This window comes from Baekduia sp., from assembly GCF_035685985.1.
Classification (GTDB): Bacteria; Actinomycetota; Thermoleophilia; order Solirubrobacterales; family Solirubrobacteraceae; genus Baekduia.
Window position 1 is genome coordinate 75,267 of record NZ_DASRZV010000025.1, and the last position, 21,662, is coordinate 96,928.

General features: G+C 74.1%; 26 protein-coding genes. 8 read left to right on the forward strand and 18 right to left on the reverse strand.

From position 1 onward, the window contains the following. Position 1 precedes the first annotated feature (1 nt). The 4 genes from folK to folP are packed head-to-tail and all read right to left on the reverse strand — an operon-like array spanning position 2 to position 2,588. Positions 2 to 532: a 2-amino-4-hydroxy-6-hydroxymethyldihydropteridine diphosphokinase gene (gene folK, locus VFG42_RS15945; RefSeq protein WP_324909749.1), complete on the reverse strand. Its 531-nt coding sequence runs from the start codon at positions 530 to 532 to the stop codon at positions 2 to 4. Continuing rightward, positions 529 to 1,353: a thioesterase family protein gene (locus tag VFG42_RS15950; protein WP_324909750.1), complete on the reverse strand. Its 825-nt coding sequence runs from the start codon at positions 1,351 to 1,353 to the stop codon at positions 529 to 531. The genes folK and VFG42_RS15950 overlap by 4 nt, the downstream gene beginning before the upstream one ends. Next, positions 1,334 to 1,789 (reverse strand): dihydroneopterin aldolase, encoded by a 456-nt coding sequence (gene folB, locus VFG42_RS15955; protein ID WP_324909751.1) that lies wholly within the window; start codon positions 1,787 to 1,789, stop codon positions 1,334 to 1,336. The genes VFG42_RS15950 and folB overlap by 20 nt, the downstream gene beginning before the upstream one ends. Next, positions 1,779 to 2,588 (reverse strand): dihydropteroate synthase, encoded by an 810-nt coding sequence (gene folP / locus VFG42_RS15960; RefSeq protein ID WP_324909752.1) that lies wholly within the window; start codon positions 2,586 to 2,588, stop codon positions 1,779 to 1,781. The genes folB and folP overlap by 11 nt, the downstream gene beginning before the upstream one ends. A gap of 104 nt (positions 2,589 to 2,692) precedes the next feature. Here folP and VFG42_RS15965 point away from each other — a divergent pair, with 104 nt between their 5' ends. Beyond that, positions 2,693 to 3,319 carry a hypothetical protein gene (locus VFG42_RS15965; RefSeq protein WP_324909753.1) on the forward strand — a complete coding sequence of 209 codons (627 nt, stop codon included), beginning with the start codon at positions 2,693 to 2,695 and terminating at the stop codon, positions 3,317 to 3,319. Positions 3,320 to 3,331: 12 nt separating this feature from the next. Here VFG42_RS15965 and VFG42_RS15970 read toward each other — a convergent pair whose 3' ends face one another. Then, a complete protein-coding gene (locus VFG42_RS15970; protein ID WP_324909754.1) occupies positions 3,332 to 4,111 on the reverse strand; it encodes a YaaA family protein in 780 nt (259 codons plus the stop codon). A 28-nt stretch (positions 4,112 to 4,139) separates the two neighbouring features. On the opposite strand from VFG42_RS15970, the gene VFG42_RS15975 reads away from it, so the two are divergent. Further along, positions 4,140 to 4,400 (forward strand): hypothetical protein, encoded by a 261-nt coding sequence (locus VFG42_RS15975; RefSeq protein WP_324909755.1) that lies wholly within the window; start codon positions 4,140 to 4,142, stop codon positions 4,398 to 4,400. 70 nt (positions 4,401 to 4,470) lie between these two features. Here the strand turns inward: VFG42_RS15975 and ftsH are convergent, their stop codons facing one another. From ftsH to VFG42_RS16010, 7 genes are all read right to left on the reverse strand, one after another. Further along, on the reverse strand, positions 4,471 to 6,462 hold the full coding sequence (ftsH, locus tag VFG42_RS15980; protein WP_324909756.1) for an ATP-dependent zinc metalloprotease FtsH: 1,992 nt from the start codon (positions 6,460 to 6,462) through the stop codon (positions 4,471 to 4,473). Positions 6,463 to 6,546: 84 nt separating this feature from the next. Continuing rightward, positions 6,547 to 7,077: a hypoxanthine phosphoribosyltransferase gene (gene hpt / locus VFG42_RS15985; RefSeq protein ID WP_324909757.1), complete on the reverse strand. Its 531-nt coding sequence runs from the start codon at positions 7,075 to 7,077 to the stop codon at positions 6,547 to 6,549. Positions 7,078 to 7,090: 13 nt separating this feature from the next. Further along, the gene (gene tilS, locus VFG42_RS15990; RefSeq protein ID WP_324909758.1) at positions 7,091 to 8,020 is read right to left on the reverse strand and encodes a tRNA lysidine(34) synthetase TilS; all 930 of its coding nucleotides are present in this window, start codon (positions 8,018 to 8,020) and stop codon (positions 7,091 to 7,093) included. 3 nt (positions 8,021 to 8,023) lie between these two features. Further along, positions 8,024 to 9,247 (reverse strand): adenylate cyclase regulatory domain-containing protein, encoded by a 1,224-nt coding sequence (locus VFG42_RS15995; protein WP_324909759.1) that lies wholly within the window; start codon positions 9,245 to 9,247, stop codon positions 8,024 to 8,026. 187 nt (positions 9,248 to 9,434) lie between these two features. After that, a complete protein-coding gene (locus VFG42_RS16000; RefSeq protein WP_324909760.1) occupies positions 9,435 to 10,286 on the reverse strand; it encodes a lysophospholipid acyltransferase family protein in 852 nt (283 codons plus the stop codon). After that, positions 10,283 to 11,266, reverse strand: coding sequence for an NAD-dependent epimerase/dehydratase family protein (locus tag VFG42_RS16005; RefSeq protein WP_324909761.1), 984 nt, complete (start codon positions 11,264 to 11,266; stop codon positions 10,283 to 10,285). Before VFG42_RS16005 ends, VFG42_RS16000 begins: the two co-directional genes overlap by 4 nt. A gap of 4 nt (positions 11,267 to 11,270) precedes the next feature. Beyond that, entirely contained in the window at positions 11,271 to 11,603 is a 333-nt protein-coding gene (locus VFG42_RS16010; RefSeq protein ID WP_324909762.1) for a hypothetical protein, read from the reverse strand. Positions 11,604 to 11,629: 26 nt separating this feature from the next. Between VFG42_RS16010 and VFG42_RS16015 the strand changes: the two genes are divergently transcribed. Further along, positions 11,630 to 12,322 (forward strand): hypothetical protein, encoded by a 693-nt coding sequence (locus tag VFG42_RS16015; RefSeq protein WP_324909763.1) that lies wholly within the window; start codon positions 11,630 to 11,632, stop codon positions 12,320 to 12,322. Between the two features lie 251 nt (positions 12,323 to 12,573). Here VFG42_RS16015 and VFG42_RS16020 read toward each other — a convergent pair whose 3' ends face one another. Beyond that, positions 12,574 to 13,017 carry a hypothetical protein gene (locus VFG42_RS16020; RefSeq protein WP_324909764.1) on the reverse strand — a complete coding sequence of 148 codons (444 nt, stop codon included), beginning with the start codon at positions 13,015 to 13,017 and terminating at the stop codon, positions 12,574 to 12,576. A 398-nt stretch (positions 13,018 to 13,415) separates the two neighbouring features. On the opposite strand from VFG42_RS16020, the gene VFG42_RS16025 reads away from it, so the two are divergent. Then, positions 13,416 to 15,983, forward strand: coding sequence for a lytic murein transglycosylase (locus VFG42_RS16025; protein WP_324909765.1), 2,568 nt, complete (start codon positions 13,416 to 13,418; stop codon positions 15,981 to 15,983). A 21-nt stretch (positions 15,984 to 16,004) separates the two neighbouring features. Continuing rightward, positions 16,005 to 16,880 carry a hypothetical protein gene (locus VFG42_RS16030; protein ID WP_324909766.1) on the forward strand — a complete coding sequence of 292 codons (876 nt, stop codon included), beginning with the start codon at positions 16,005 to 16,007 and terminating at the stop codon, positions 16,878 to 16,880. Here VFG42_RS16030 and VFG42_RS16035 read toward each other — a convergent pair. Continuing rightward, positions 16,877 to 17,074: a hypothetical protein gene (locus VFG42_RS16035; protein WP_324909767.1), complete on the reverse strand. Its 198-nt coding sequence runs from the start codon at positions 17,072 to 17,074 to the stop codon at positions 16,877 to 16,879. The two genes, VFG42_RS16030 and VFG42_RS16035, sit on opposite strands and share 4 nt — an antisense overlap. Before the next feature lie 46 nt (positions 17,075 to 17,120). Here VFG42_RS16035 and fdhD point away from each other — a divergent pair, with 46 nt between their 5' ends. Beyond that, positions 17,121 to 17,900 (forward strand): formate dehydrogenase accessory sulfurtransferase FdhD, encoded by a 780-nt coding sequence (fdhD, locus tag VFG42_RS16040; protein WP_324909768.1) that lies wholly within the window; start codon positions 17,121 to 17,123, stop codon positions 17,898 to 17,900. Here the strand turns inward: fdhD and VFG42_RS16045 are convergent. Further along, positions 17,897 to 19,369, reverse strand: coding sequence for an MFS transporter (locus VFG42_RS16045; RefSeq protein WP_324909769.1), 1,473 nt, complete (start codon positions 19,367 to 19,369; stop codon positions 17,897 to 17,899). The two genes, fdhD and VFG42_RS16045, sit on opposite strands and share 4 nt — an antisense overlap. Before the next feature lie 118 nt (positions 19,370 to 19,487). Here VFG42_RS16045 and VFG42_RS16050 point away from each other — a divergent pair, with 118 nt between their 5' ends. Then, a complete protein-coding gene (locus tag VFG42_RS16050) occupies positions 19,488 to 20,219 on the forward strand; it encodes a TetR/AcrR family transcriptional regulator (protein WP_324909770.1) in 732 nt (243 codons plus the stop codon). Here the strand turns inward: VFG42_RS16050 and VFG42_RS16055 are convergent. Further along, positions 20,216 to 20,467: a DUF7218 family protein gene (locus VFG42_RS16055; protein WP_324909771.1), complete on the reverse strand. Its 252-nt coding sequence runs from the start codon at positions 20,465 to 20,467 to the stop codon at positions 20,216 to 20,218. The genes VFG42_RS16050 and VFG42_RS16055 overlap by 4 nt on opposite strands. Positions 20,468 to 20,505: 38 nt before the next feature. Next, positions 20,506 to 20,976 (reverse strand): MarR family winged helix-turn-helix transcriptional regulator, encoded by a 471-nt coding sequence (locus VFG42_RS16060; protein ID WP_324909772.1) that lies wholly within the window; start codon positions 20,974 to 20,976, stop codon positions 20,506 to 20,508. 60 nt (positions 20,977 to 21,036) lie between these two features. Between VFG42_RS16060 and VFG42_RS16065 the strand changes: the two genes are divergently transcribed. Continuing rightward, positions 21,037 to 21,414: a cupin domain-containing protein gene (locus VFG42_RS16065; RefSeq protein ID WP_324909773.1), complete on the forward strand. Its 378-nt coding sequence runs from the start codon at positions 21,037 to 21,039 to the stop codon at positions 21,412 to 21,414. 48 nt (positions 21,415 to 21,462) lie between these two features. Here VFG42_RS16065 and VFG42_RS16070 read toward each other — a convergent pair whose 3' ends face one another. Beyond that, positions 21,463 to 21,618 (reverse strand): hypothetical protein, encoded by a 156-nt coding sequence (locus tag VFG42_RS16070; protein WP_324909774.1) that lies wholly within the window; start codon positions 21,616 to 21,618, stop codon positions 21,463 to 21,465. Between the last annotated feature and the right edge of the window lie 44 nt (positions 21,619 to 21,662).

Below are 21,662 nucleotides of genomic sequence, written 5' to 3' on the forward strand. Positions count from 1 at the left end.
GTCAGCGCGCGGGCAGGGTCAGCGGGGGGCCGGCCCGCCGGACGCCTTCGGTGACCGGCAGCGCGGCGAGCGCGTCGGCCAGCGCGACGCCGTCGGGCGTGGCGAGGGAGAAGTCGATCTCCAGCAGCGGGATCAGCACGAAGCGGCGCTCCAGCAGCGCCGGGTGCGGGACCGTCAGGCGGCCGCCGGCGTGGCCGGCGCCGAAGGCCAGCAGCACGTCGACGTCGATCGGCCGGGGCCCGTGGCGGACGTACTCCGGCCCCTCGGTGGTGCGCCCCAGCGCGCGCTCGACGGCCTTGGCGGCGTCCAGCAGCGCCTCGACGTCCAGCGCGGTCTCCACGGCCACGCACGCGTTGAGGAAGGCCGGCTGGTCGAGGATCTCGCCGACCGGGTCGGTCTCGTAGGTCGACGACGACGCGACCGTCCGGACGCCCCGCTCCGCGAGCCCGTCGATCGCCGCCTGGAGCATCGCGCGGCGGTCGCCGAGGTTGGACCCGAGGCCGAGGTGGGCGATGTCCCCCGCGCCGCTCACGAGCCCGGGAACAGCAGCGCGAGCTGCCGGGACTGCGCCAGCAGCGTGCCGTCGGGCGCCCAGAGCGCGCCGTCCTCCTCGAAGAAGCCGCCGTGCGAGGTCGTCGAGGAGAAGCGCGCCAGCACCGGGTCGGCCGCGGACATGCCGGGGTGCGGCAGGCGCGCGCGGAAGTGGATCGTCAGGTCGATCGTCGGCGCGGGCGCGGGCACGGTCAGCCGCGCGAACGGCGACGGCAGCCACGCGTCGGCGTAGAAGGCCAGCACGGCGGCGTCGGCGGGCCGCGGCTGGGCCAGGCGCAGCCAGCCGCCGGTCAGCGCCTCGTCGCCGCCGCTCATCGGCGTGGGGCCGAAGACCGGCGCCATCGCGGCGCGCAGCGCGATCGGCGGGACGCCGGGCGCCGGGTCCAGCGTGTGCAGCTCGCCGGGCCCGGCGGCCAGCTCGGGCGGCGCGGACGTCGCGTAGTCGGCGACGGTCGGGAAGTCGTCGGCGAACGCGCCGATGGCCAGGACCATCGGCTTGTCGTCCTGGACCAGCCGGGCGGTGACCGTGGTCAGCGTGCGGCCCGCGCGCTCGATCGTCGTCGCGATCGTCGCGGGCGCGCCCGGCGCCGGCGGGCGCAGGTAGTGCAGCGTCAGCGAGCGCGGCGCGCGGTCGGGGTCGCCGACCGCGCCCTCCATCGCGCGCAGCATCACGGCGGCGATGTAGCCGCCGTTGGGCCCGCGCGGCACCGCCCACCGGTCGGAGATCGTGGCGCGCCAGAGGCCGTCGCCGAGGGGCTCGACCGCGGTGTCGCGGTCGAACTCAGTCGTCGTCGTCGCCACCGCGCTGGCGCCAGACCTCGACGCTGACCTCGTCCACCGGCAGCGGGATCGGCGGCTCGGGCTTGGCCGCCTTCACCCAGACCTCGTCGGCGCTGTACTCGTCCAGCAGGCGATCGGCGATCGCGGAGCAGAGGCGCTCCAGCGTCTTGTAGGAGCGCTGCTGGGCGACGAGCGAGACCGTGTTGCAGACCTCGCCGTAGTCGACGGTGTCCTCGACCATGTCGGTGACGGTCGCGTCGCAGTCGCCGACCTCCAGGCGCAGGTCGAGCACCAGCCGCTGGCCGACCTCGCGCTCGGCCGCCGACACGCCGTGGTGCGTGTAGAGCGACAGCCCGCGGATCTCGATCGTCACCTCGGTCTGGTCGCCGCCGTCCTCGTCGAAGTCGTCGTCGACGTCGTCGGGCTCGAGGTCGTCAGGCTCTTGGTCAGGCGCCATCGCGCTGCAACGTAGCACTCGCGACCTGGAGCGCCTGGCGCGACTCGGCCACGTCGTGGACCCGGAACACGCGTGCCCCGCGCTCGTAGGCGAGCACGTTGGCGGCGATGGTGCCGGGCACGCGGTCGTGCGGGTCGGGCGCGGGCGTGATCCGGTCGATGAACGACTTGCGGCTGACGCCGATGACCACGCGGAAGCCCAGCGCGACGATCTCGTCGGTCCGGGCCAGCAGCTCGAGGTTGTGCGCGAGGGTCTTGCCGAAGCCGATGCCGGGGTCGACGTCGATCAGGTGCTCGCCGACGCCCTCGCGGACCGCGAACTCGGCGCGCTCGGTCAAGAACGCCTTGACGTCGTCGACGACGTCGGCGTAGCGCGGCTCCTGCTGCATCGTGCGCGGGTCGCCGAGCATGTGCATCAGGCAGCAGCGCGCCTGGCGGTCGGCGACGAGGCCGGCCAGCTCGGGCGCGCCGCGGAAGGCGGTCACGTCGTTGACGTAGCGCGCTCCCGCGTCCAGGGCGGCCTCGGCGACCGACAGCTTGGTCGTGTCGATCGAGACCGTCGCGCCGCCCATGCGCGCGAGCGCCCGCACGACCGGCTCGGTGCGGCGCAGCTCCTCGTCCTCGGGGACCGGCAGCGCGCCGGGACGGGTGGACTCGCCGCCGACGTCGAGGATCGCGGCGCCGTCGGCCGACAGCCGCAGGCCGTGGGTGACCGCGGCGTCGCGGTCGAACCACTCGCCGCCGTCGGAGAACGAGTCCGGCGTGACGTTGACGACGCCCATGATCTCGGCCGGCTCCATGGGCGGGACGTTAGGGAAAGCCGGATGGCAGGGCTTCGGCCGAGGTGTCCAACAGATGGCCAGGGCGCTCATCCGATCCGGTCCAACGGTCGAGGACCTTCCACATGGAGAGTGCTCCTCACCGTCAGAGCCTGGATGTCGAGAAGCTCAGCGCCGCTGAGCGGGCGGACCTGCGGTGGGGGCTCGAGCGCGTGCTGCTGCGCCACGCGGAGGCGGGCGACGGCGAGACGCGCGACCTCGCCCGCAGCCTCCAGCGGGCGCTGCGCCATCTCCCGGTCGTGATGCTGCACGACCGCCGCCTGCCGACCGGCGTGCTGGTCGAGCACCTGGCGATCGGGCCGGGCGGCGTGACGGTCATCGAGGGCTGGTCGGCGGCCGACGCGCCCGAGCCGCTGACCGTCGAGCGCCTGCGCGGGATCTTCGGGGCGCGCGGCGACCTGCTGCGCGACGGCGCGAAGGCCGACCGCACGGCGCTGGTCGCGCCGGTGGCGCGGCGCGTGGCGACGGTCCGGGACGTGATCGACGACATGGCGCCCGTGGCCGGCGCGCTGTGCTTCGCCGACGAGGAGCGCAGCGAGCGCCTGCGCCCGCTGTACGTCGAGGGCGTGACGATCGCCGGGCCGCGCGCGATCGCCGAGCTGGCCGCCCGCGAGGGCGACCTGCGCGACTACGAGCTGGCGGGCATGGTCGACCACCTCGACGGCGCGCTGCCGGTGGCGCTGGAGCGCTGAACGGCGCCGCCCCTAGGCGGCCGCGACCACGTTGACGACGTGCGCGCCGCCCGGCCGGGCCGGGGCGTGCAGCTCGACGCGCCCGACGCCGTCGCCCCGCTCGGCCGCGGCGGCGACGTCCTCCGGCGCGGTCGCGGGGCGGCGGGCCTTCAGCAGCTCGCGCGTGACCGTGCCGCGGACGGCCTTGGCCATGTGGGAGATCGGGCGGCCGTCGGCGGTCGAGGCCTTGACCTCGACGAGCGTGGCGTGGCGCGGGCGCCAGGCGGCCGCGTAGCCGCCGGAGCGCATGTCGACGACCAGCGCGCCCGGGTCGTCCGGGAGCGCCCGGGCCAGCGCCGGCTTCCAGTAGGCCGCCAGCCCGGTCTTGGTCAGCGACGGCAGCTTGGCGGAGATCGACAGCCGGTAGGCCGGGATGCGGTCGTCCAGCGCGACGACGCCCCACAGCGCCGAGGCGACCAGGACGCGCTCGCGGGCGCGGGCGACCGCCGCGTCGGACAGCGACGCGAGGTCGAGGTGCTGGTAGAGCACGCCGGTGTAGACCTCCCCCGCCGGGCCGGCGGGCGCGGTCCGCAGCGCGGCGTCGCGGTCCAGCTCGTCGGCCTGGCCCGGCGTCAGCCCGAGCAGGCTCAGCGCGCGGTTGCGCTGCCTGCCGCCCGCGAGCCTGACCAGCGCGTCCAGCGCCTTCTCGCGCGCCCGCGTCAGCTCGCTTCCGAACGCCAGCGCGCTGACCTCGACGGGCGCGCCGCGCTCCGGCGCGCGCTTACCCTCGGACGGTGGCAACAGGACCAACACGGCGGCGCAGGGTATAGGTCGGCCGACCATGGACGACGGCCCCCGCACCGGCGCGCTCCAGCTCCTCCTGCTCCTCGTCGGAGCCGCCTGCGCCTACCTCACGGTCTGCTACGCCGAGGCCGGCCCGGCCCGCGCGGCCGTCGTCCCCGCCCTGCTCGCGCTCGGCTCCTTCTACGGCATCTACCGCACCGAGCGCTACGCGCGCCGCCGCTCCCGCGCGGAGGCCGAGGCCCGGGAGCGCGACGCGCTGGAGGCGCAGTTCCGGCAGCCCTCGGCGCCGCGGGAGTGACGCCCGGCGCCGGCGCGGGCCGGTTAAACGACACCGCCCGGCCGAGGCCGGGCGGTGCGGAGCGGCTGGGTCAGGCCAGGTTCGGCCGTTCGGGCGCGTCGAGCCCGCGGGCCTCGACGCCGCCGCCGGCCAGGCCGGGGCGCGGGAGCGGCCGCGGGGCCTCTCGGCCGGCGCGGTCGGCCGGAGCCGGCGTGCCGGGCGGCAACGAGGAGTCGGCGGGCTCGTCGGGACCGAAGACCTCTTCCTCGGACTTGCCGTCGAGCAGCGCGACGAACTCCTCCTTCTCGATCGTCTCGCGCTTGAGCAGGATCTCGGAGATGACCTCGAGCGACTTGCGGTGCTCCTCGAGGAGGTCCTTGGCCCGCTGGTGGGCGCCCTCGACGATGCGGCGGATCTCGTCGTCGATCTCGCGCGCGATCTCGTCGGAGTAGTCCGGCTCGGAGGAGAACTCGCGGCCCAGGAACGGCTGGCCGTGGTCGTGGCCGAAGACGCGCGGGCCGAGGCGCTCGGACATGCCGAAGCGCATGACCATCTGCTTGGCCGTCGCCGTGACCTTCTCCAGGTCGTTGGAGGCGCCCGTGGTGATCTCGCCGAAGATGATCTCCTCGGCGGCGCGGCCGCCGAGCGTCATCGCCATCGTGTCCTGCAGCTCGGCGCGCGTCGTGAGGAACTTGTCCTCCTGCGGCATCGAGATCGTGTAGCCCAGCGCCTGGCCACGGGAGATGATCGAGATCTTGTGCACCGGGTCGGAGTGCTCGAGGTAGTGCCCGACGATCGCGTGCCCCATCTCGTGGTACGCGGTGACGAGGCGCTCCTTCTCCCCCATCACGCGGGTCTTCTTCTCGGGACCCGCGATCACGCGCATGATCCCTTCCTCCAGCTCGGCCTGCGTGATCTCGCGCTTGCCGTTGCGGGCGGCCAGCAGCGCCGCCTCGTTGACCAGGTTGGAGAGGTCCGCGCCCGTGAAGCCCGGCGTCTGCCCGGCCAGCACGTCGACGTCGATCTCCTTGGCCAGCGGCTTGCCGCGGGTGTGGACCTCGAGGATCTTCGCGCGGCCCTTGCGGTCCGGGCGGTCCACGACGATCTGGCGGTCGAAGCGGCCCGGGCGCAGCAGCGCCGGGTCCAGGATGTCCGGGCGGTTCGTGGCGGCGATCAAGATGATGTTGTCCTTCATCTCGAAGCCGTCCATCTCGACGAGCAGCTGGTTCAGCGTCTGCTCGCGCTCGTCGTGCCCGCCGCCGAGGCCGGCGCCGCGGTGGCGGCCGACCGCGTCGATCTCGTCCATGAAGATGATGCAGGGCGAGTTCTGCTTGGCCTGCTCGAAGAGGTCGCGCACGCGCGAGGCGCCGACGCCGACGAACATCTCGACGAAGTCCGAGCCGGAGATCGAGAAGAACGGCACGCCCGCCTCGCCCGCGACCGCGCGCGCCAGCAGCGTCTTGCCGGTGCCCGGCGGCCCGTAGAGCAGCACGCCCTTGGGGATCCGCGCCCCCAGCGCCTGGAACTTCTTCGGGTTCTCCAGGAACTCCTTGATCTCGTGGAGCTCCTCGACCGCCTCGTCGACGCCCGCGACGTCGCGGAAGGTGATCTTCGGCGAGTCGACCGACATGCGCTTGGCGCGCGACTTGCCGAACGACATGACCTTCGACCCGCCGCCCTGGACCTGGTTCATGAGGAAGATCCAGAACGCGATGAAGATCACGAACGGCAGCACGTACGTCAGCAGCCCGAGCAGCGCGCTCGACTTGCGCGGCTCGATGTTGTAGTTCTGGATGTTCCCGTCGTCCTTGGCCTTCTGCAGCTGATTGCTCAACTGGGCCGCGCCCTGGTCCGTGAACCCCGTCTCGTACTTCTTGCCGTCGGTCTGGGTGACCGCGACGACGTTGTCCTTCGTGCGCAGGTCGACGGTCTTGATGACGCCCTTGGTGCTGAGCTGCTGGATGAACTGACCGTAGGTCGGCGGCGCCTTCTGGTTGCCGTCAGAGATCAGCTTCTGGGCGAAGAAGGCGAGCAGGACCACGATCAGAATCGGGAACGCTGCGCTCTTGAAGAACCTGCTCATGAGGGGTACGCGGACTGCTTTCGCATCGCTTCGGAAAGACCTTGAGGGTACCAGGGGGAGCCGGGCCCCCTGACTGGTTCCCGGTTACCGGTCCGTCAACGCGGCCACGTACGGAAGGTTTCGGTAGCGCTCCGCCACGTCGAGCCCGTAGCCGATGGCGAACTTGTCCGGGATCTCGAAGCCCACGTAGCGGGTCGGCAGCTCGACCTTCCGGCGGTCCGGCTTGGTCAACAGCGCGCAGACCTCCAGCGACGCGGGCTCCCGCGCGCCGAGGTTGCGCAGCAGGTACTGGAGGGTCAGCCCGGAGTCCACGATGTCCTCGACGATCAGGACGTCGCGGCCCGCGATCGGGCGGTCGAGGTCCTTGAGGATCCGGACGACGCCGCTGGAGTCCGTCTCGGACCCGTAGGACGAGACCGCCATGAAGTCGACCTCGCACGGGATGTCGATCGCGCGCATGACGTCGGCCAGGAAGAAGACCGCGCCCTTCAGGACGCAGACCAGCAGCAGGTCGCGCCCGGCGTAGTCGGCCGAGATCTGCTGCCCGATCTCGCGGACCTTGCGCTTGAGGTCGTCGGGCTGGACGAGGATCTCGCCGATCTGAGGGTCCCGCATACGGCCCGGCACGCTAACGGGTAGCCGGGCGCGCAGGGGTCCTGCCCACCGACACCACCCCGTCGCGGACGATCGCGCGCGCCCCGTCGCCCAGGTCCAGCGCGCCGTCGTCGCCCAGCGCGAGCACCTCGCCCAGCCGTCCGGCCGCCCGCGCGCACGGCCCGGCGATCGCGTCCTCGGCCAGCCGCCGCAGCACCAGGCGCCCCAGCGCGGCGGGCAGCGCGGCCAGCTCGGCGCGCGGCAGCGCTCCCCCGCGCCCGTCCAGGACGCCCGCGACGACCTCGTCGAGCACCGCGGCCTCCGCGCGCAGGATCTCCGCGGTGCGCAGCACGTTGGCCTCCGCCCGCGGGTCGACCGCCCGCAGCGCCGGCAGGAGGTCCTCACGCACGCGGGCGCGCGCGTAGGCGCGGTCGGTGTTGGAGGCGTCCTCGCGCCAGGCCAGCTCGCGGGCCATGCAGTAGGAGGCGGTCTCCTCGCGCCGGATCCCGGCGGCCAGCAGCGGGCGCACCAGGCCGCCGCGGACCGGGTCCATCCCGGCCAGCGCGCGCCGGCCCGGCGAGGACGCCAGCCGGTAGAGGATCGTCTCGACCTGGTCGCTGAGCGTGTGGGCGGCGGCCACGCGCGCCCCGAGCGACGCCGCCGCCGCGTAGCGGACCTCGCGCGCCCAGGCGTGGAAGTTGCCGACCGCGTCGGGAGCGCGCGCCGCGCGACGGACCTCCAGCGGGACGCCCAGGGACCGGCACAGCGCTACGCAGAGCTCGCGGTCGGCGTCGCTCGCGGCGCCGCGCAGCCCGTAGTCGACGTGCAGCGCGGTCACCCGCGCGCCGAGCGTCACCGCGACGTGCAGCAGGCAGACCGAGTCGCGACCGCCGCTGAGCATGACGACCAGCGGCTCGCCGTCGACCACCAGCCCGGTCTCGCGCACGCGCGCGACGACGTCCACGCCTCACCGCCTCCGGCCGCCGCCACCGCGCCGGCGCTCGCGCCGCCGCGCCAGGAACAGCTCGGTCGCCTCGGCGAAGCCCTTCAGCCGGACCGCGCCGATGCGCTCGAAGGCCATCTCCCCCGGCGCCTGGTCGACCACGGGCCGGGTCACCAGGACCTCGCCGCCCGCCGCCCGCGCCGCCACGCGCGAGGCCTGGTTGACCTCGCGCCCGTAGTAGTCGCCGTCGCGGTAGAGCGTCTCGCCGTAGTGGATGCCGATCCGCGGCCGCGGACGCGCCGCGAGGTCGTCCTGGAAGGCCACCGCCCACTCCAGCAGCGCGCCCGCGTCGGGCCCGACGACCATGACCTCGTCGCCGATCGTCTTGATGACCCGCGCCTCGTCGGGCAGCGAGCGCTCGACGTTCTCCACGAACCGCTCGACGACGCTGACGGCCTCCTCGTCGCCGACCTCCTCGGTCAGCCGCGTGTAGCCGGCCAGGTCGGCGAAGGCGATCGCGACGCGCAGGCGGCCCAGCACCCGTTCCCCGCCCGCTCCGTCCTCGAGGTCGGCCTCCATGTGCCCGATGACGTCCTGCTCGATGAAGTGCTGCAGGAACCGCGTGTGCGCGTGCTCCATGATCGGCGAGGCCAGCGGCAGGATCTCGCGCGCCAGGCCCTCCATCTCCTCGGCCATCTCGAAGCCGGGCACGCCGTCGCGCATCAGCGGCTCGTGGACGTAGAGGTGGAACAGCCGGACCTCGGCGTCGGCGATCTGCGACATCGCCTGCCCGTAGACGCGCGTGAGCTGCAGGAACGCGACCAGCGGGAGCCCCGCGTCGAGCACCGCCGCCGCGTAGCGCAGCAGCTGCACGTCGTCGTCGGTCAGCCGGTCCAGCGTGTGCGCCGCGAAGCCCAAGGACATGAAGACGCGCTCGATCAGCGCGGCCTCCAGCCCGACCTCGGCGGCGGCCTCCTCGCGCGTCCAGGTCGCGTCGGCGTCGGGCAGCAACCCCTCGATGTAGGACGTCGCGAGCTTGCCGCTCTCGGTCGCCGCGCGGATCTCGGCCAGCGAGTGGCCGCGCTCGCGCAGCCGCGCGACGACCCGCGCGTGCCCGTAGGACGCCGCGGTCATCCCGCCGTCGCCGTCGGCGGGCACCAGGCCCGCGTCGACCCAACGGCGCAGCGTCGACGGCGTGACGCCGACGCGTCGCGCGACCTCGGCCAGCGACGGCGGGGCGGCGCTCACGCGCGATCGGCCCCACATACGTCAGCGGCGGGATCTCGGAGAGAGTCCCGCCGCTCGCGGGCACGGCCCGCAACGAGGCCGCTGGCGCTCGTCCACCGGTGAGCGGCGCCTTGCGGGTGGAGTCGAGCCACCCACTCTCCGGCCTTCTGACGTTCATAGGTACTCCTGCGGGCGGCGGCCGTCAACCTCATCGGAACGCGCCCTGACGTTCGATCAGGTTGTCGTACACCATGCTCTGGATCCGCTCGCGGACCTCCTCGGCGACCTCCAGCACGGTGGCGCGGTCGTCGGCCGCCTCCGGCCCCAGCGCGCTCAGGTCGATCGGCTCACCGAACGCGATCCGCCAGCGCGACGGCAGCGGGATCGCGCCGAAGGGCCCGAGCAACGGGAACGTCGGCGTGATCGGGAAGTACGGCGCGCCGAGCAGCCGCGCGAGGCCCGGGATCTCGCCGAGCTTGGGGTAGATCTCCTCGCTGCCGACGACCGCGACCGGGACGATCGGCGCGCCGGTGCGCAGCGCCAGCTCGACGAAGCCGCCGCGCCCGAAGCGCTGCAGGCGGTAGCGCTCCGACCACGGCTTGCCGACGCCCTTGCTGCCCTCGGGGAAGACCATCACCAGGTGGTCCTGGCGCAGCAGCCGCAGCGCGTTGTAGGGCGAGGCGGGGACGCCGCCGGCGCGGCGGATGGCGGGCGCGACCCACGGCAGGCCGAAGGCCCAGTCGAGCACGAGGAAGCGGACCCGCCCGCCCCCGCGGGCGATCCCGCCGCGGCGCAGCGCGGTCGCCATCATCGCCGCGTCCCACGGCAGCACGCCGGCGTGGTTGGCCACCAACAGCGCCCGGCCCTCGCGCGGGACGTGCTCGGCGCCGGTCGCGGTCACCCGCCACCAGCGGTCGTAGAGGAACGAGAGCAACGGCTCGGCGGCCGCGGCGAACTCCGGGTCGAAGCCCCACTCGTCCTCGTCGTAGTCGCCGCGCAGGCGCCGCGCGGTGAGGTCCAGCGCCCTGCGCAGGTCGTTCAGCGGCCCGAGCCCGATCACGCGGCCGCCGTCCCCTCGCGCTCCCCGCGCAGCCGCGCCGCGACCGCGTCGATCGCCTCGACCGTCGTGCGCGTCGGGACGAACCGCAGCTCGGCGCGCATCCGCGTGGTGTCGACGCCGCGCCCGTGGCGCAGGTAGCTGACGACGTCGTCGTCGATCGGCGGCACGACGCCCGCGCGGGCCAGCGCGCGGACCGTCGGCGCGTAGACCGGCGCGGCGATCGGCAGCGCGCGCTTGCCCAGGCGGCGCAGCATCCGCGCCAGCGAGACCGTGCCGTCGGCGGCGACGTTGACCGGCCCGCGGACGGGGACGTTGACGGCGGCGACGATCGCGCCGAGCGCGTCCTCGTCCAGCAGCAGCTGCAGGCGCGGGTCGAAGCCCAGGAACGTCGGGACGACCGGCGAGCGGAACAGCGACATGATCGGCGAGTCGAGCGTCGTGCCGATCACCGGCTGCAGGCGCAGCGTGGTGCAGACGACGGCCGGGTGGCGGCGCGCGAACGCGGCGACGAGGCGCTCCAGCTCGGCGATGTCGCGCTGGAAGCGCGTGCGCAGCGTCGCGCTGCGGGCGAGGTCCTCGGTGAAGAACGCGGGCGCGTCGGGCGCCGAGCCGTAGATCGCGGCCGCGCTGCGGACGACGAGCTGGCGCAGGCCGGGCAGCTCCGAGCACGCGGCGAGCACCTGCAGCGTGCCGATCACGTTGAGGTCGTGCAGGTGGCGGCGGGAGCGCCCGGGCTCCGGGAACTGCGTGATGTCGTGGTGGATGACGACGTGCGGCGCGGCGACCTGGAGGATCGGCGCCAGCTCGCCGGCGGTCAGGTCGGCCTCGACGAACGTGATCCGATCGGCCAGCGGTGCCGGCGGGCGGCGCGTGTCGATGCCGACGACGTGCTCGACGCCGGGATCGGCCGCCAGCCGCGTGGCCAGCCGCGCGCCGAGCGGACCGGAGACGCCCGTGATCAGGACGCGCCGCGTGGTCACGGCGTCAGCGGTCCTGCTGCTCCAGCTCGGCCACGCGCGCCTCCAGCGCCTCGACCTGGGCGCGCAGCGCGGCCAGCTCGGCGGACAGCTCGGCGCCGCCGGTCGCCGCGCCGAGCGTCTCGCGCACCCGCGCCGCGACGCTCACCAGCTCGTCGCCGCCGACGAGCCCGCCCCGCAGCCGTCGGGCCGCGTCGACCAGCTCGTCGGCCAGGTCTTGGGCGCGCCGCTGCACCGGCGCGGCGCCGCCGGCCGTGGCGCTGAACGCGCTCTCGACCGCGCCGCGCAGCTGGTCGGCGCGCGACTTCGCCGTCGGATCCTGGTCGGCGTCCTTGGGCATCGCCAGGAAGTCTAAGGTGGCGCGCGGTGTCCGAGCCGATCCACCTCCGCCCCACCGCCCCGCTGGCCCCGCGCGTGCTGCTGCCCGGCGATCCCGGCCGCGCGCTGGCGCTGGCCCAGGTCGTCCTGGGCGACGACCGCAGGATGTTCCACCACCACCGCGGGCTCTGGGGCTACACGGGCACGGCGGCCGACGGCGCGCCGCTGACGATCCAGTCGACCGGGATCGGCGGGCCGTCGGGCGCGCTGGTCCTGGAGGAGCTGGCGGGGATGGGCGCGCGGGCCGCGATCCGGGTCGGGACGGCCCGCGGGCTGCAAGATCCCGTGCGGCCGGGCGCGCTGCTGGCGGTCACCGAGGTGCGCGCGCTGGACGGCGCGAGCCGCGCGCTCGGCGGGCCGGAGACGCTGCCGCTCGCCTTCGCCGACGCGCTCGTCGCGGCCGCCGCCGACGCCGTCAGCGGGCCGATCGTCAGCCACGACGTCCTCCACGCGCCCGACGCCGCCGACCAGGCCGCCGCCTGGCGGGCCGACGGCCTGCTCGCCGCCGACCTGGAGACCGGCGCGCTGGCCGCCGTCGCGCGCCGCCACGGCCTCGCGTTCGGCGCGATCCTCGTGCTCGACGGCCACCGCCTCGACGACGAGGCGCTCGCGCCCCGCGCCGAGCGCGCCGGGCAGGCGGCCGCCGCCGCGCTCGCCGCGGCCGACGTCGCCGGGGGCTAACCGCACCAGCGGACGCCGGCAGCCCGAATGGTCTGGCCGCGGCACCTTCGGCACCATTCGCTCATCGGCCGCAGCCGACCCTCCCCGCCACGGCAAGCGTCATCCCCTGACTGCGGCCATCGGTGCCCACCGGCCGACCCACCCCATCCCGGGGCCGGCAGGCATCGCCCACGACCCCTCCCCCCACGACGAGAACGGCCCGGCTCCTCTCCTCCGCCGGGCCGCTTCTCGTTCGGCGCCCTGCCCGACGGCTAGGACGCCTTCTTGGCCGCCGCCGCCCGCTTGGGCGGCGTCGCGGGCAGCTTCTTGCGCAGCGCCTCGACCTCGTCGGTCAGCTTGCCCAGCGTCGCCTCGATGGCGGCCAGGCGGTCCTCGATGCCCGCCCCGGGCAGCTTCGCGAGGCGCTCGTCGAGCCGGTCGACGCCGTCCTCGATGCCCTCCAGCCGCTGGCTCAGCGAGCGCACGCGGCGCGTCAGGCGCTCCAGGTCGGCCGCCGACGGCAGGTTCAGCGCGCCCATCGCGGCCTCCTGCGCCTGGACGGCCTTCTCGCGCGCGTCGAACGCCCCGGCCAGCGCCTTGTGGACGATCGGGCTCTCCAGCAGCTGCTGGGCGAACTGGCCCAGCGCGTCCTCGCCCTGCTTCTGCAGGCGCTCGCGCAGGCCGTCGGTCGCCGCGTTCTCCGACTCTTCACTCATAGCTTCCGGTGTCTCCGATTGAATGGGGGGCCGTGGGCCAGCAACCTACCCGTGAGCCGCGGCCTCGCCAAACCCTCAGGCTCGATCAGAGCTTGAGCGTGTCAGCGGACTGCCGCCCCGAGGGCAACTTCCCGCCGATCGCGGACGTCCGCCCTTCAAGTCCTTCCGACGTCCGGCCGATCTCACGGGCAACGCGCCTCCTGGACTAGTGCCCACTTGGGTACAAGCCGGCAGTCGGTTGTGGTTTGCACATCCAGAAACATGCAAGTAGCGTCCTGCACCCCCGATCGGTCCCCCTTGGTAGGGTCTCGCCGCACCCGCGGCGCGGTCGGGCCTGACCGGGTCGCGGGAGGAGAACTCACCATCTAATGAGACGGCGCAAGCTGCTGATCGGACTCATGTCCGCCGGAGCGTTCACGGCGGGCTTCAGCGCTGCCGTCTTCCCGGCGTCGGCCGAGCTCCGCACGATCACGGTCACCCTCCTGGGCGGCCAGACGGTGACCGTGCAGGTCGACCAGCCCGCGGACGCCACGACGCCCGCGACCGACACGACGTCCACGACGACGGCGACGAGCACCCCGGCGCCGACGACCACACAGGCCGCGCCGCCCGTCTCCACCAGCACGGGCTCGACCGACACCGGCACGCAGACCCAGGCGCCCGCGCCCCCGAGCACGGACACCGGCTCCACCCCGCCCGCGAGCGCGCCGCCCGCCGCCTCCAGCCCGGCCGCGCCGTCCACGGCGACGCCCGCCGACCCGGCCTCCACGACCACCACGCCCGCCGACGCGATCCCGTCGCTGTCGCCCGACGGCTCCAAGCCCTCGGTCTCCGCGGGTGGCCAGCAGAGCCAGAAGACGGTCGGCAAGGAGCTCAAGAAGGCCACGGGCGAGGACGAGGCGTCCAAGAAGCAGCAGGCCGAGGGGCAGCCCGACGCCAGCGCCATCCGCCAGGCCGACGGCGTCCCGACCTCGGCCAACCCGACCTTCTCGCAGGCGCTCCCGGGCGCCGCCGCGATCGGCGTCCCGAACTTCTTCATCGACAAGTTCCGGATCCCGCCCTTCCTGCTGCCGATCTACCAGGCCGCCGGCATCGAGTACGGCGTGCGCTGGGAGGTCCTCGCGGGCATCAACGAGATCGAGACCGACTACGGCCGGAACCTCTCCGTCTCGTCCGCCGGCGCGCTGGGCTGGATGCAGTTCATGCCGTCCACGTGGAAGCAGTACGGCGTCGACGCCAACCACGACGGCAAGAAGGACCCCTTCAACCCGGTCGACGCGATCTTCGCCGCCGCGCGCTACCTCAAGGCCGCCGGCGCCGACACCGACATCCGCAAGGCGGTCTTCGCCTACAACCACGCGGACTGGTACGTCGACTCGGTCCTGATGCGCGCCCGCCTGATCGGCGGCCTGCCGTCCGACCTCGTCGGCTCGCTCACCGGCCTCACGCAGGGCCAGTTCCCGGTCGCGGCCAAGGCGACCTACGCGGACGACCTCTCCGAGCGCGACCTCAACAAGAAGATCGCGCTGGGCCACAACGCGGCCATGCCGGTCGAGGCCAACACGAGCCGCCGCGGGATCAACATCTACGCGAAGGCCGGCTCCCCCGCGATCGCCACGCAGGACGGCAAGGTCGTCAAGATCGGCACGTCCAAGCGCCTCGGCAGCTTCATCCAGCTCGAGGACGTCTACGGCAACACCTACACCTACGCGAACGTGAAGAAGGTCGCCAAGGCGTACGCGGTGCCCAAGGAGGAGAAGGTCTCCAAGGCGTCCGTCGCCAAGGAGCTGGGGCTCCCGAAGAAGGACCCCAAGCCGACGCAGGCCGCCTCGGCGGGCACGCAGCCCGACAAGCGGGCGGCCGCCAAGGCCACCGACGCCGAGGCCGCCGCGCGCACCGCGTCGCAGGTCGCCAAGGCGCCGGCCAAGGAGGTCGTCTCGGCCGCCGGCGCCGCCGACGTCACCAAGGAGCGCGCGTTCGCCAACCCGTCGCGCCCGGCCTCCTACAAGCACGGCGGCGAGGAGCAGCTCCTCAACCGCGAGTTCCAGGCCGGCGGCACGAGCTACCAGGCGCAGTTCACCAAGGTCCTGGGCCTGGACTCCAAGGACGTCCAGATCAAGAAGCTCAAGGTCGGCTCCAAGGTCGTCGCGGGCACGATCCTCGGCCGCCTGGGCAAGACGCAGAAGCACGTCGCGTCGCACCTCCTCTTCGAGATCCGCCCCGCCGGCCAGGGCGCGCCGCGGATCGACCCCAAGCCGATCCTCGACGGCTGGAAGCTGCTGGAGTCGACCGCGGTCTACCGCGCCGCGGGCAAGAACCCGTTCTTCGGCCCGGACGCCAAGAACCCGTCGATCGGCCAGATCCTGCTGATGTCCAAGGCGTCGCTGCAGAAGCGCGTGCTCGAGGACCCGCGGATCCAGGTCTACGACTGCGGCAAGACCGACATCAAGGCGGGCAACATCGACCGCCGCGTCCTGGCGACGCTCGAGTTCCTGGCCACGTCCGGCCTCAAGCCGACGGTCAGCGCGCTGGAGTGCGGCCACTCGCTCATGACGACCTCGGGCAACGTCTCCGAGCACTCGTCGGGCAACGCGGTGGACATCGCGGCGATCAACGGGATCCCGATCCTCGGCCACCAGGGCGAGGGCTCGATCACCGACATGACGATCCGCCGGCTCCTGACGCTGCAGGGCACGATGAAGCCCCACCAGATCATCAGCCTCATGACCTTCGAGGGCGCCGACAACACGCTGTCGCTGCCCGATCACGCCGACCACATCCACGTCGGGTTCCGGCCGCTGTACGGCTCGGACTCCAAGCTCGGCCGTCAGCTCAACAGCGCGCTGAAGCCCAAGCAGTGGATCAAGCTGATCGACCGCCTCGGCGAGATCGACAACCCGAAGGTCCTGACGTCGCCGTCGAAGTACGCGATCGACGACCCGAAGACGTCGACCGACGGCGACTAGCCGTCCAAGGCAGCGTCGTCGTTGGACGCCCCCGCCCCAGGGTCCCGCTTCCGCTTCGTCCAGCTCGAGCTGCCGTGGGCGCTGGGCCCCGCCGACGGACGCTACGTCCTGCGCGGCCACGCGGGCGAGCCCGAGCACGTGCTGGTGCTGGAGACGCTCGGCGCGCCGCCGCGGCGCCGGCGGCTGTCGCGCCGCGTGGCCAGGGCCCGGCGCGAGGAGCCCAACACGCCGCACGCGCTCGCGCCGCTGACGATCGCCACGCTGGTGGCCGCCGCGCCGCTGCCCGGCGATGACGTCGCGCTGCAGTGGCTGGAGTCCGCCGACCTGGCCGCGGAGGTCCGCGCGGCCGTCGAGGTCCTCAACCGCGTGCTGCACGCCGAGCGCCTCGTGCGCGCCGACCCGTTCGTCCGCGAGGTGAGCGCCGCGCAGGCGATCGCGCTGCGGATCGGGATCGGGCGCGGCGAGGAGGTCGCCGAGGGCCACTGGACCGCGGCCCGCGCGCTGGACGCCACCGCGTTCCGGCCGCGCTCGCGCGAGAGCGCGCTGCGCCCGCAGGAGCGCTTCGCCGCGCTGCTGGCCGGGCGCGACGTCGCGCTGGCCGCCGAGGAGCTGACGCTGCGCGCCCGCCTGGACCTCGACCGCGGCCGCACCCGCGAGGCGGCGCTGCAGCTGCGCGTCGCGCTGGAGGCCGCGCTGGCCGAGCTGCAGGCGTGGTCGCGCAACGACGACGTCGCCTCGCGCCTGACCGCGCTGCGCGGCGACCGCGAGGCCGTCGCCGGCGCCGCCAACCGCGCGCTGGAGGGCGGCCTGGACGCCAAGCAGATCGCCGCCGTCTCCGAGATCCTGTCGCGCGTCGAGGCGGCCCTGGCGGCCCGCACGGCCGGCGGGCTGGACTAGGCGCGCTCGCCGCGCGGGCGCCACCGGCGCCACCGCGCGACGTTCAGCTGGGTGAGCGCCACCACTTCTCCGGGCAGTCCGACGACACCGGTCACGATGACCAGCCAGGTCGGGCCGCCGAAGACCAGCAGGAACCAGAACACCAGGTACGCGACCGTCGAGAGGCCGAGCAGGATCGAGCCGACGGCGCGCATGGGCCGTGAGCGTACAGCGACGCGCGCGGCGGGCATACTCGCGGGCATGGACGCCTCGGCGATCGTCATGCACGCCCCCGTGATCCGCGACGACGGCGTGCGGGACCGCGTCGCGGTCGAGGAGCCGCTGGAGATCCGCGTGCGCGGTCGCGCGCTGGCGGTGACGATGCGCACGCCGGGCCACGACGAGGAGCTGGCGGCCGGGTTCCTGCACGGCGAGGGCCTGCTGGCCGGGCCGGTGCGGGCCGTCGGGCCGACCGCGGACCTCGCCGGCAACGTCGTCGAGGTCGACGCCGACCTGGCGCCCCACGCCCGCGAGCGGCGGTTCTACACCACGTCGTCGTGCGGGGTCTGCGGCAAGGGCGCGCTGGAGGAGGTCGCGGTCCACTCCGCCCTAATGGATCCGGCCGACGGGCCGATCGTCGATCGCGCGCTGCTGGCCGCCCTGCCCGGGCACCTGCGCCAGCCGGGCTTCGACGTCACCGGCGGCCTGCACGCCACCGGCCTGTTCACCGCGCGCGGGGAGTTGTTGTACGCCCGCGAGGACGTCGGACGACACAATGCCATGGACAAGGTCATCGGCCGCGCGCTGCTGGACGGGACGCTGCCGCTGAGCGACCGGATCCTCTGCGTCTCCGGCCGCCTGTCGTTCGAGTTGGTGCAGAAGGCGGCGGTCGCCGGCGCGCCGATCCTCGTCGGCGTCGGCGCGCCCTCGTCGCTGGCCGTCGACCTCGCGCGCGACCGCGGCCTCACACTCGCCGGCTTCGCGCGCGGCGACCGCGTCAACGTCTACACGGGCGCCGCGCGGGTCAGCATGCGCGCCTAGTGGACCTCGTCCATCCGCGCCTCGCGCGGCAGCAAGAACGACAGCGCGAAGGCCAGCAGGAACAGCGCCGCCGAGATCAGCGCGGTGTCGCGCATCGCGGCCGCGGGCACGTGCCCGTGGTCCATCAGCGAGAAGAACACCGTGCCCAGCAGCGCGACGCCGATCGCGTTGCCCAGCTGCTGGATCGCGTTCAGCGTGCCCGACGCCGAGCCGACCTCGCGGTCGTCCACGCCGGCCAGGATCACGTTGAACAGCGGCCCGAAGACGAACCCGAGGCCGAGGCCGAACGGGATCAGCGCGGGCACCATGTCCCACGTGCTCAGCGACGCGTCGCTGCCGTCGACGATCAGCGCCAGGGCGCCCAGCGCGGCGGCGATGATCAGCACGCCCGCCTGCAGCACCCGGCGCCCGAACTTCGCCATCAGCGGGAACGACGCGCCCGCGGACACGGCCGACGCCGCGGTCGCCGCGACGAACGTCAGGCCCGCGTGCTCGGGCGTGTAGCCCAGGCCGAGCTGGAAGAACATCGACAACACCAGCAGCAGCCCGCCGAAGCCCGCGAAGAACGCGATCCCGACCAGCAGGCCGGTCCGGAACGCGCGGTTGCGCAGCAGCGAGGGCTCGATCAGCGGCGTGCCGTGCCCGCGGCGCTCGACGACCGCGAAGACGCCCAGCAGCGCGACGCCCGCGGCCATCAGCGCGAACGACCACGCCGGCCAGCCCAGCTCGCGGCCCTGGACCAGCGGGTAGATCAGCGCCAGCGACGCGGCGCTGATCAGCGCGACGCCGAGCGGGTCGAGCCGCAGCCGCTCCGGCGCGCGCGACGCGGGGAAGAAGCGCCGCGCGCCGATCAGCCCGGCGATCCCCAGCGGGAGGTTGATGAGGAAGATCATGCGCCAGCCGGTGCCGAGCAGGTCGGCGGAGACCAGCCAGCCCGCGAGCACCGGCCCGCCGACGGCGGCCAGGCCCATCACCGGGCCGAACGCCGCGAACGCGCCGCCCATCTCCGACGGCGGGAAGACCGTCTTGATGATCCCGAGGCCCTGCGGGATCAGCAGCGCGCCGAAGCCGCCCTGCAGGACGCGGAAGGCGATCAGCAGGTCGGGCGAGGCGGCCAGCGCGCACGCGGCGCTGGAGAGCGTGAAGCCGACGATGCCGATCGTGAAGATCCGGCGCCGGCCGAAGACGTCGCCGAGGCGGCCGCCGACGATCATGAAGACGCCGAAGGCCAGCGTGTAGCCGGCCGCCCACCACTGCATCGTGGCCTCGCTGCCGCCCAGCTCGGCGCGGACGGTCGGGGCGGCGATCGTGATCACCGTGCTGTCGAGCAGGTCCATGATCTCGGCGACGAGCACGACGGCCAGGCAGAGCCAGCGCAGGTCGTAGGCGGGCGGGCGCGGGTCGGCGGGCACGGCCGGAGCCGCCGCGGCGCTGGGGACGGCGCCGGCCGGCGAAGGGGAGGCGGACATGGGGAGAGGTCGTCCTTCGGGGTCAGAGGGGGTTCTGCGTCACACGCGAACGAACAGCGTTCGCTACGAACACCGTACGCCACGAACGGCGTTCGCGTCAAGCTATGCTCTGCGCGAGATGTCCTCCGACGCGTCCCCCGGCCCGCGCAGCCGCCGCGAGCGGCCCGCCAAGCCCGCGCTCTCGCGCGAGGCGATCGTCGACGCGGGGCTGGACGTCCTGCGCCGCGAGGGCCTGGGCGCGCTGAGCATGCGGCGCGTCGCCACCGCGCTGGACACCGGCCCGGCGTCGTTGTACGTCTACGTCGCCAACCGCGACGAGCTGCACGCGCTGCTCTTCGACGCGGCGATCGCGACGATCGCCGTCGAGGAGACCGACCCGGCGCGCTGGCGCGAGCAGCTCCACGGCCTCGCCGGGCGCATGCTCAGGATGATGGTGGAGGACTTTCCCGGGATCGCGATCATGGGCATGGCCGCGATCCCGACCGGCGAGAACGCCATGCGCCTCACCGAGTCCATGATGTCGCTCCTCCGCGCGGGCGGCGTGCCCGACCAGGCGCTGGCCTACGCGCCGGACCTCGTGTCGATGTACATCACCGCGATCGCCTACGAGCAGGCGCTGTACCAGGAGCTGTACGCCGACCCCGCCCACGAGCAGCGGGAGATCGAGCGCCTGCTCGAGCGCTTCCGCACGCTGCCCGCCGACCGCTATCCGACGATGGCGTCGGTCGCCGCGCTGATGACGCGCGGCACCGGCGACGAGCGCTTCGGGCTCGGCCTCGACATCATCGTCAACGGCCTGCTGGCGACGCCGACCGACGGCCGACTGTCCGAGGGCTGCCCACCCGACTAGTCATTCTTCGCCGCGGCCTTGCCGCCCTTGCGGCCGGCCTCCTGCTTCTGGCGGCGGTTGCCGCCGCTGCCTTCGCCGGACGACTTGCGCGAGCGGCTCGACCCGCCGCTGTGGGAGTGCTCGCCGCCGTGCTTGGAGGCGTCCGGGGCGTTGGCGATCGCGGCCGCGCGCTGCTTGCTCATGCCCTTCTCGCGCAGGCCCTCGTACTGCTTGTCGTCCTTGATGGACGGTCCGTGGTCCTTGGCCATGGTCCCGGGCCTACCCGCGCGCGGCGGCGCGCCACACATCAGCGCGGCGGGCGCGGACGCCGCGCGGTCACGGCCTCCAGCCCGCCCTCGCCCTCGATCAGCGCCAGCAGGGCGCGGCGCAGCGTGGGGACGGCGCGGACGCTGAGCGCCGCGGCCAGCTCGGCCTCGAGCCTCTCCGACGTCGCCAGCGCGCTGGCCCGCACGGCCTCCCCGCGCGCGCTCAGCGAGAGCCGCACGCGGCGGCGGTCGGCCGGGTCGGGCGCCCGCTCCAGGAAGCCCGCGCGGAGCATGTCGTCGACGAGCGTGGACGCGGACTGCTTGGTCACGCCGAGCAGCTCGGCCAGGCGCCCGACCGTCGGCTCCTCGGCGGCCACCGCCCGGATCACGAAGCCGTAGCTGGGGCGCATCCCGGCGATCCCGCGCGCGGCCAGCTCCCGCTCCAGCCGCTCGGTCATCGCCGAGTAGGCCCCGGCGACGAGCAGGACGAGGTCGGGCGCTTGCGCTTCCATGGTCGTCAGTCTACTCTGACCGTCAGTCAGACCTGACGAACTCGGAAAGGACCCCTCCCCATGGCCACCCTCATCACCGCCGACGACGCTCCCCGCTTCGGCCAGGACGGCTTCGCGCTCACCGGCCTCGCCGCCCCGTCGCGCGGCTGCGCGACCGTCAGCGCGTGGCGGGTCAGCGCCGCGCCCGGCGCGACCTCGCCCGTCCACCGGCTGACCAGCGACGAGGTCTTCGTCGTCGTCGCCGGCGCGCTGGAGGCGAACGTCGGCGACCGCGTCCTCACCGCGCGCGCCGGAGACGCGCTGGCGATCCCGCCCGGCGTCGAGTTCTCGTTGACCAACCGGGGCGACGAGCCGGCCGAGGCCGTCGCCTGCATGGCCGCGGGCGGGCAGGCGGCGATCGGCGACGGCGAGCCGTTCACGCCGCCCTGGGCCGCGTGAGCGCCTGACCGGGCCGTCCGCCGTCCGCCGCCGCGCCGCGCGCCCGCCTCAGCGGGCGTCGGCGACGGCCCGCTTCAGCTCGTCCTTGCCGAGGTCCGATCGGGTGCTCCTGTCGAGGTGCTTGAGCGTCTGCTGGTCCTTGGCGGCGGCCTGCGCGTGCTCGACGTTGCGTCGGGCCGCCGCGCGCTGCTTGGTGGTGGCCATGCCCGACGCGCTACCGCGCCCGGCGCCGGGGCAAACGCGACGGA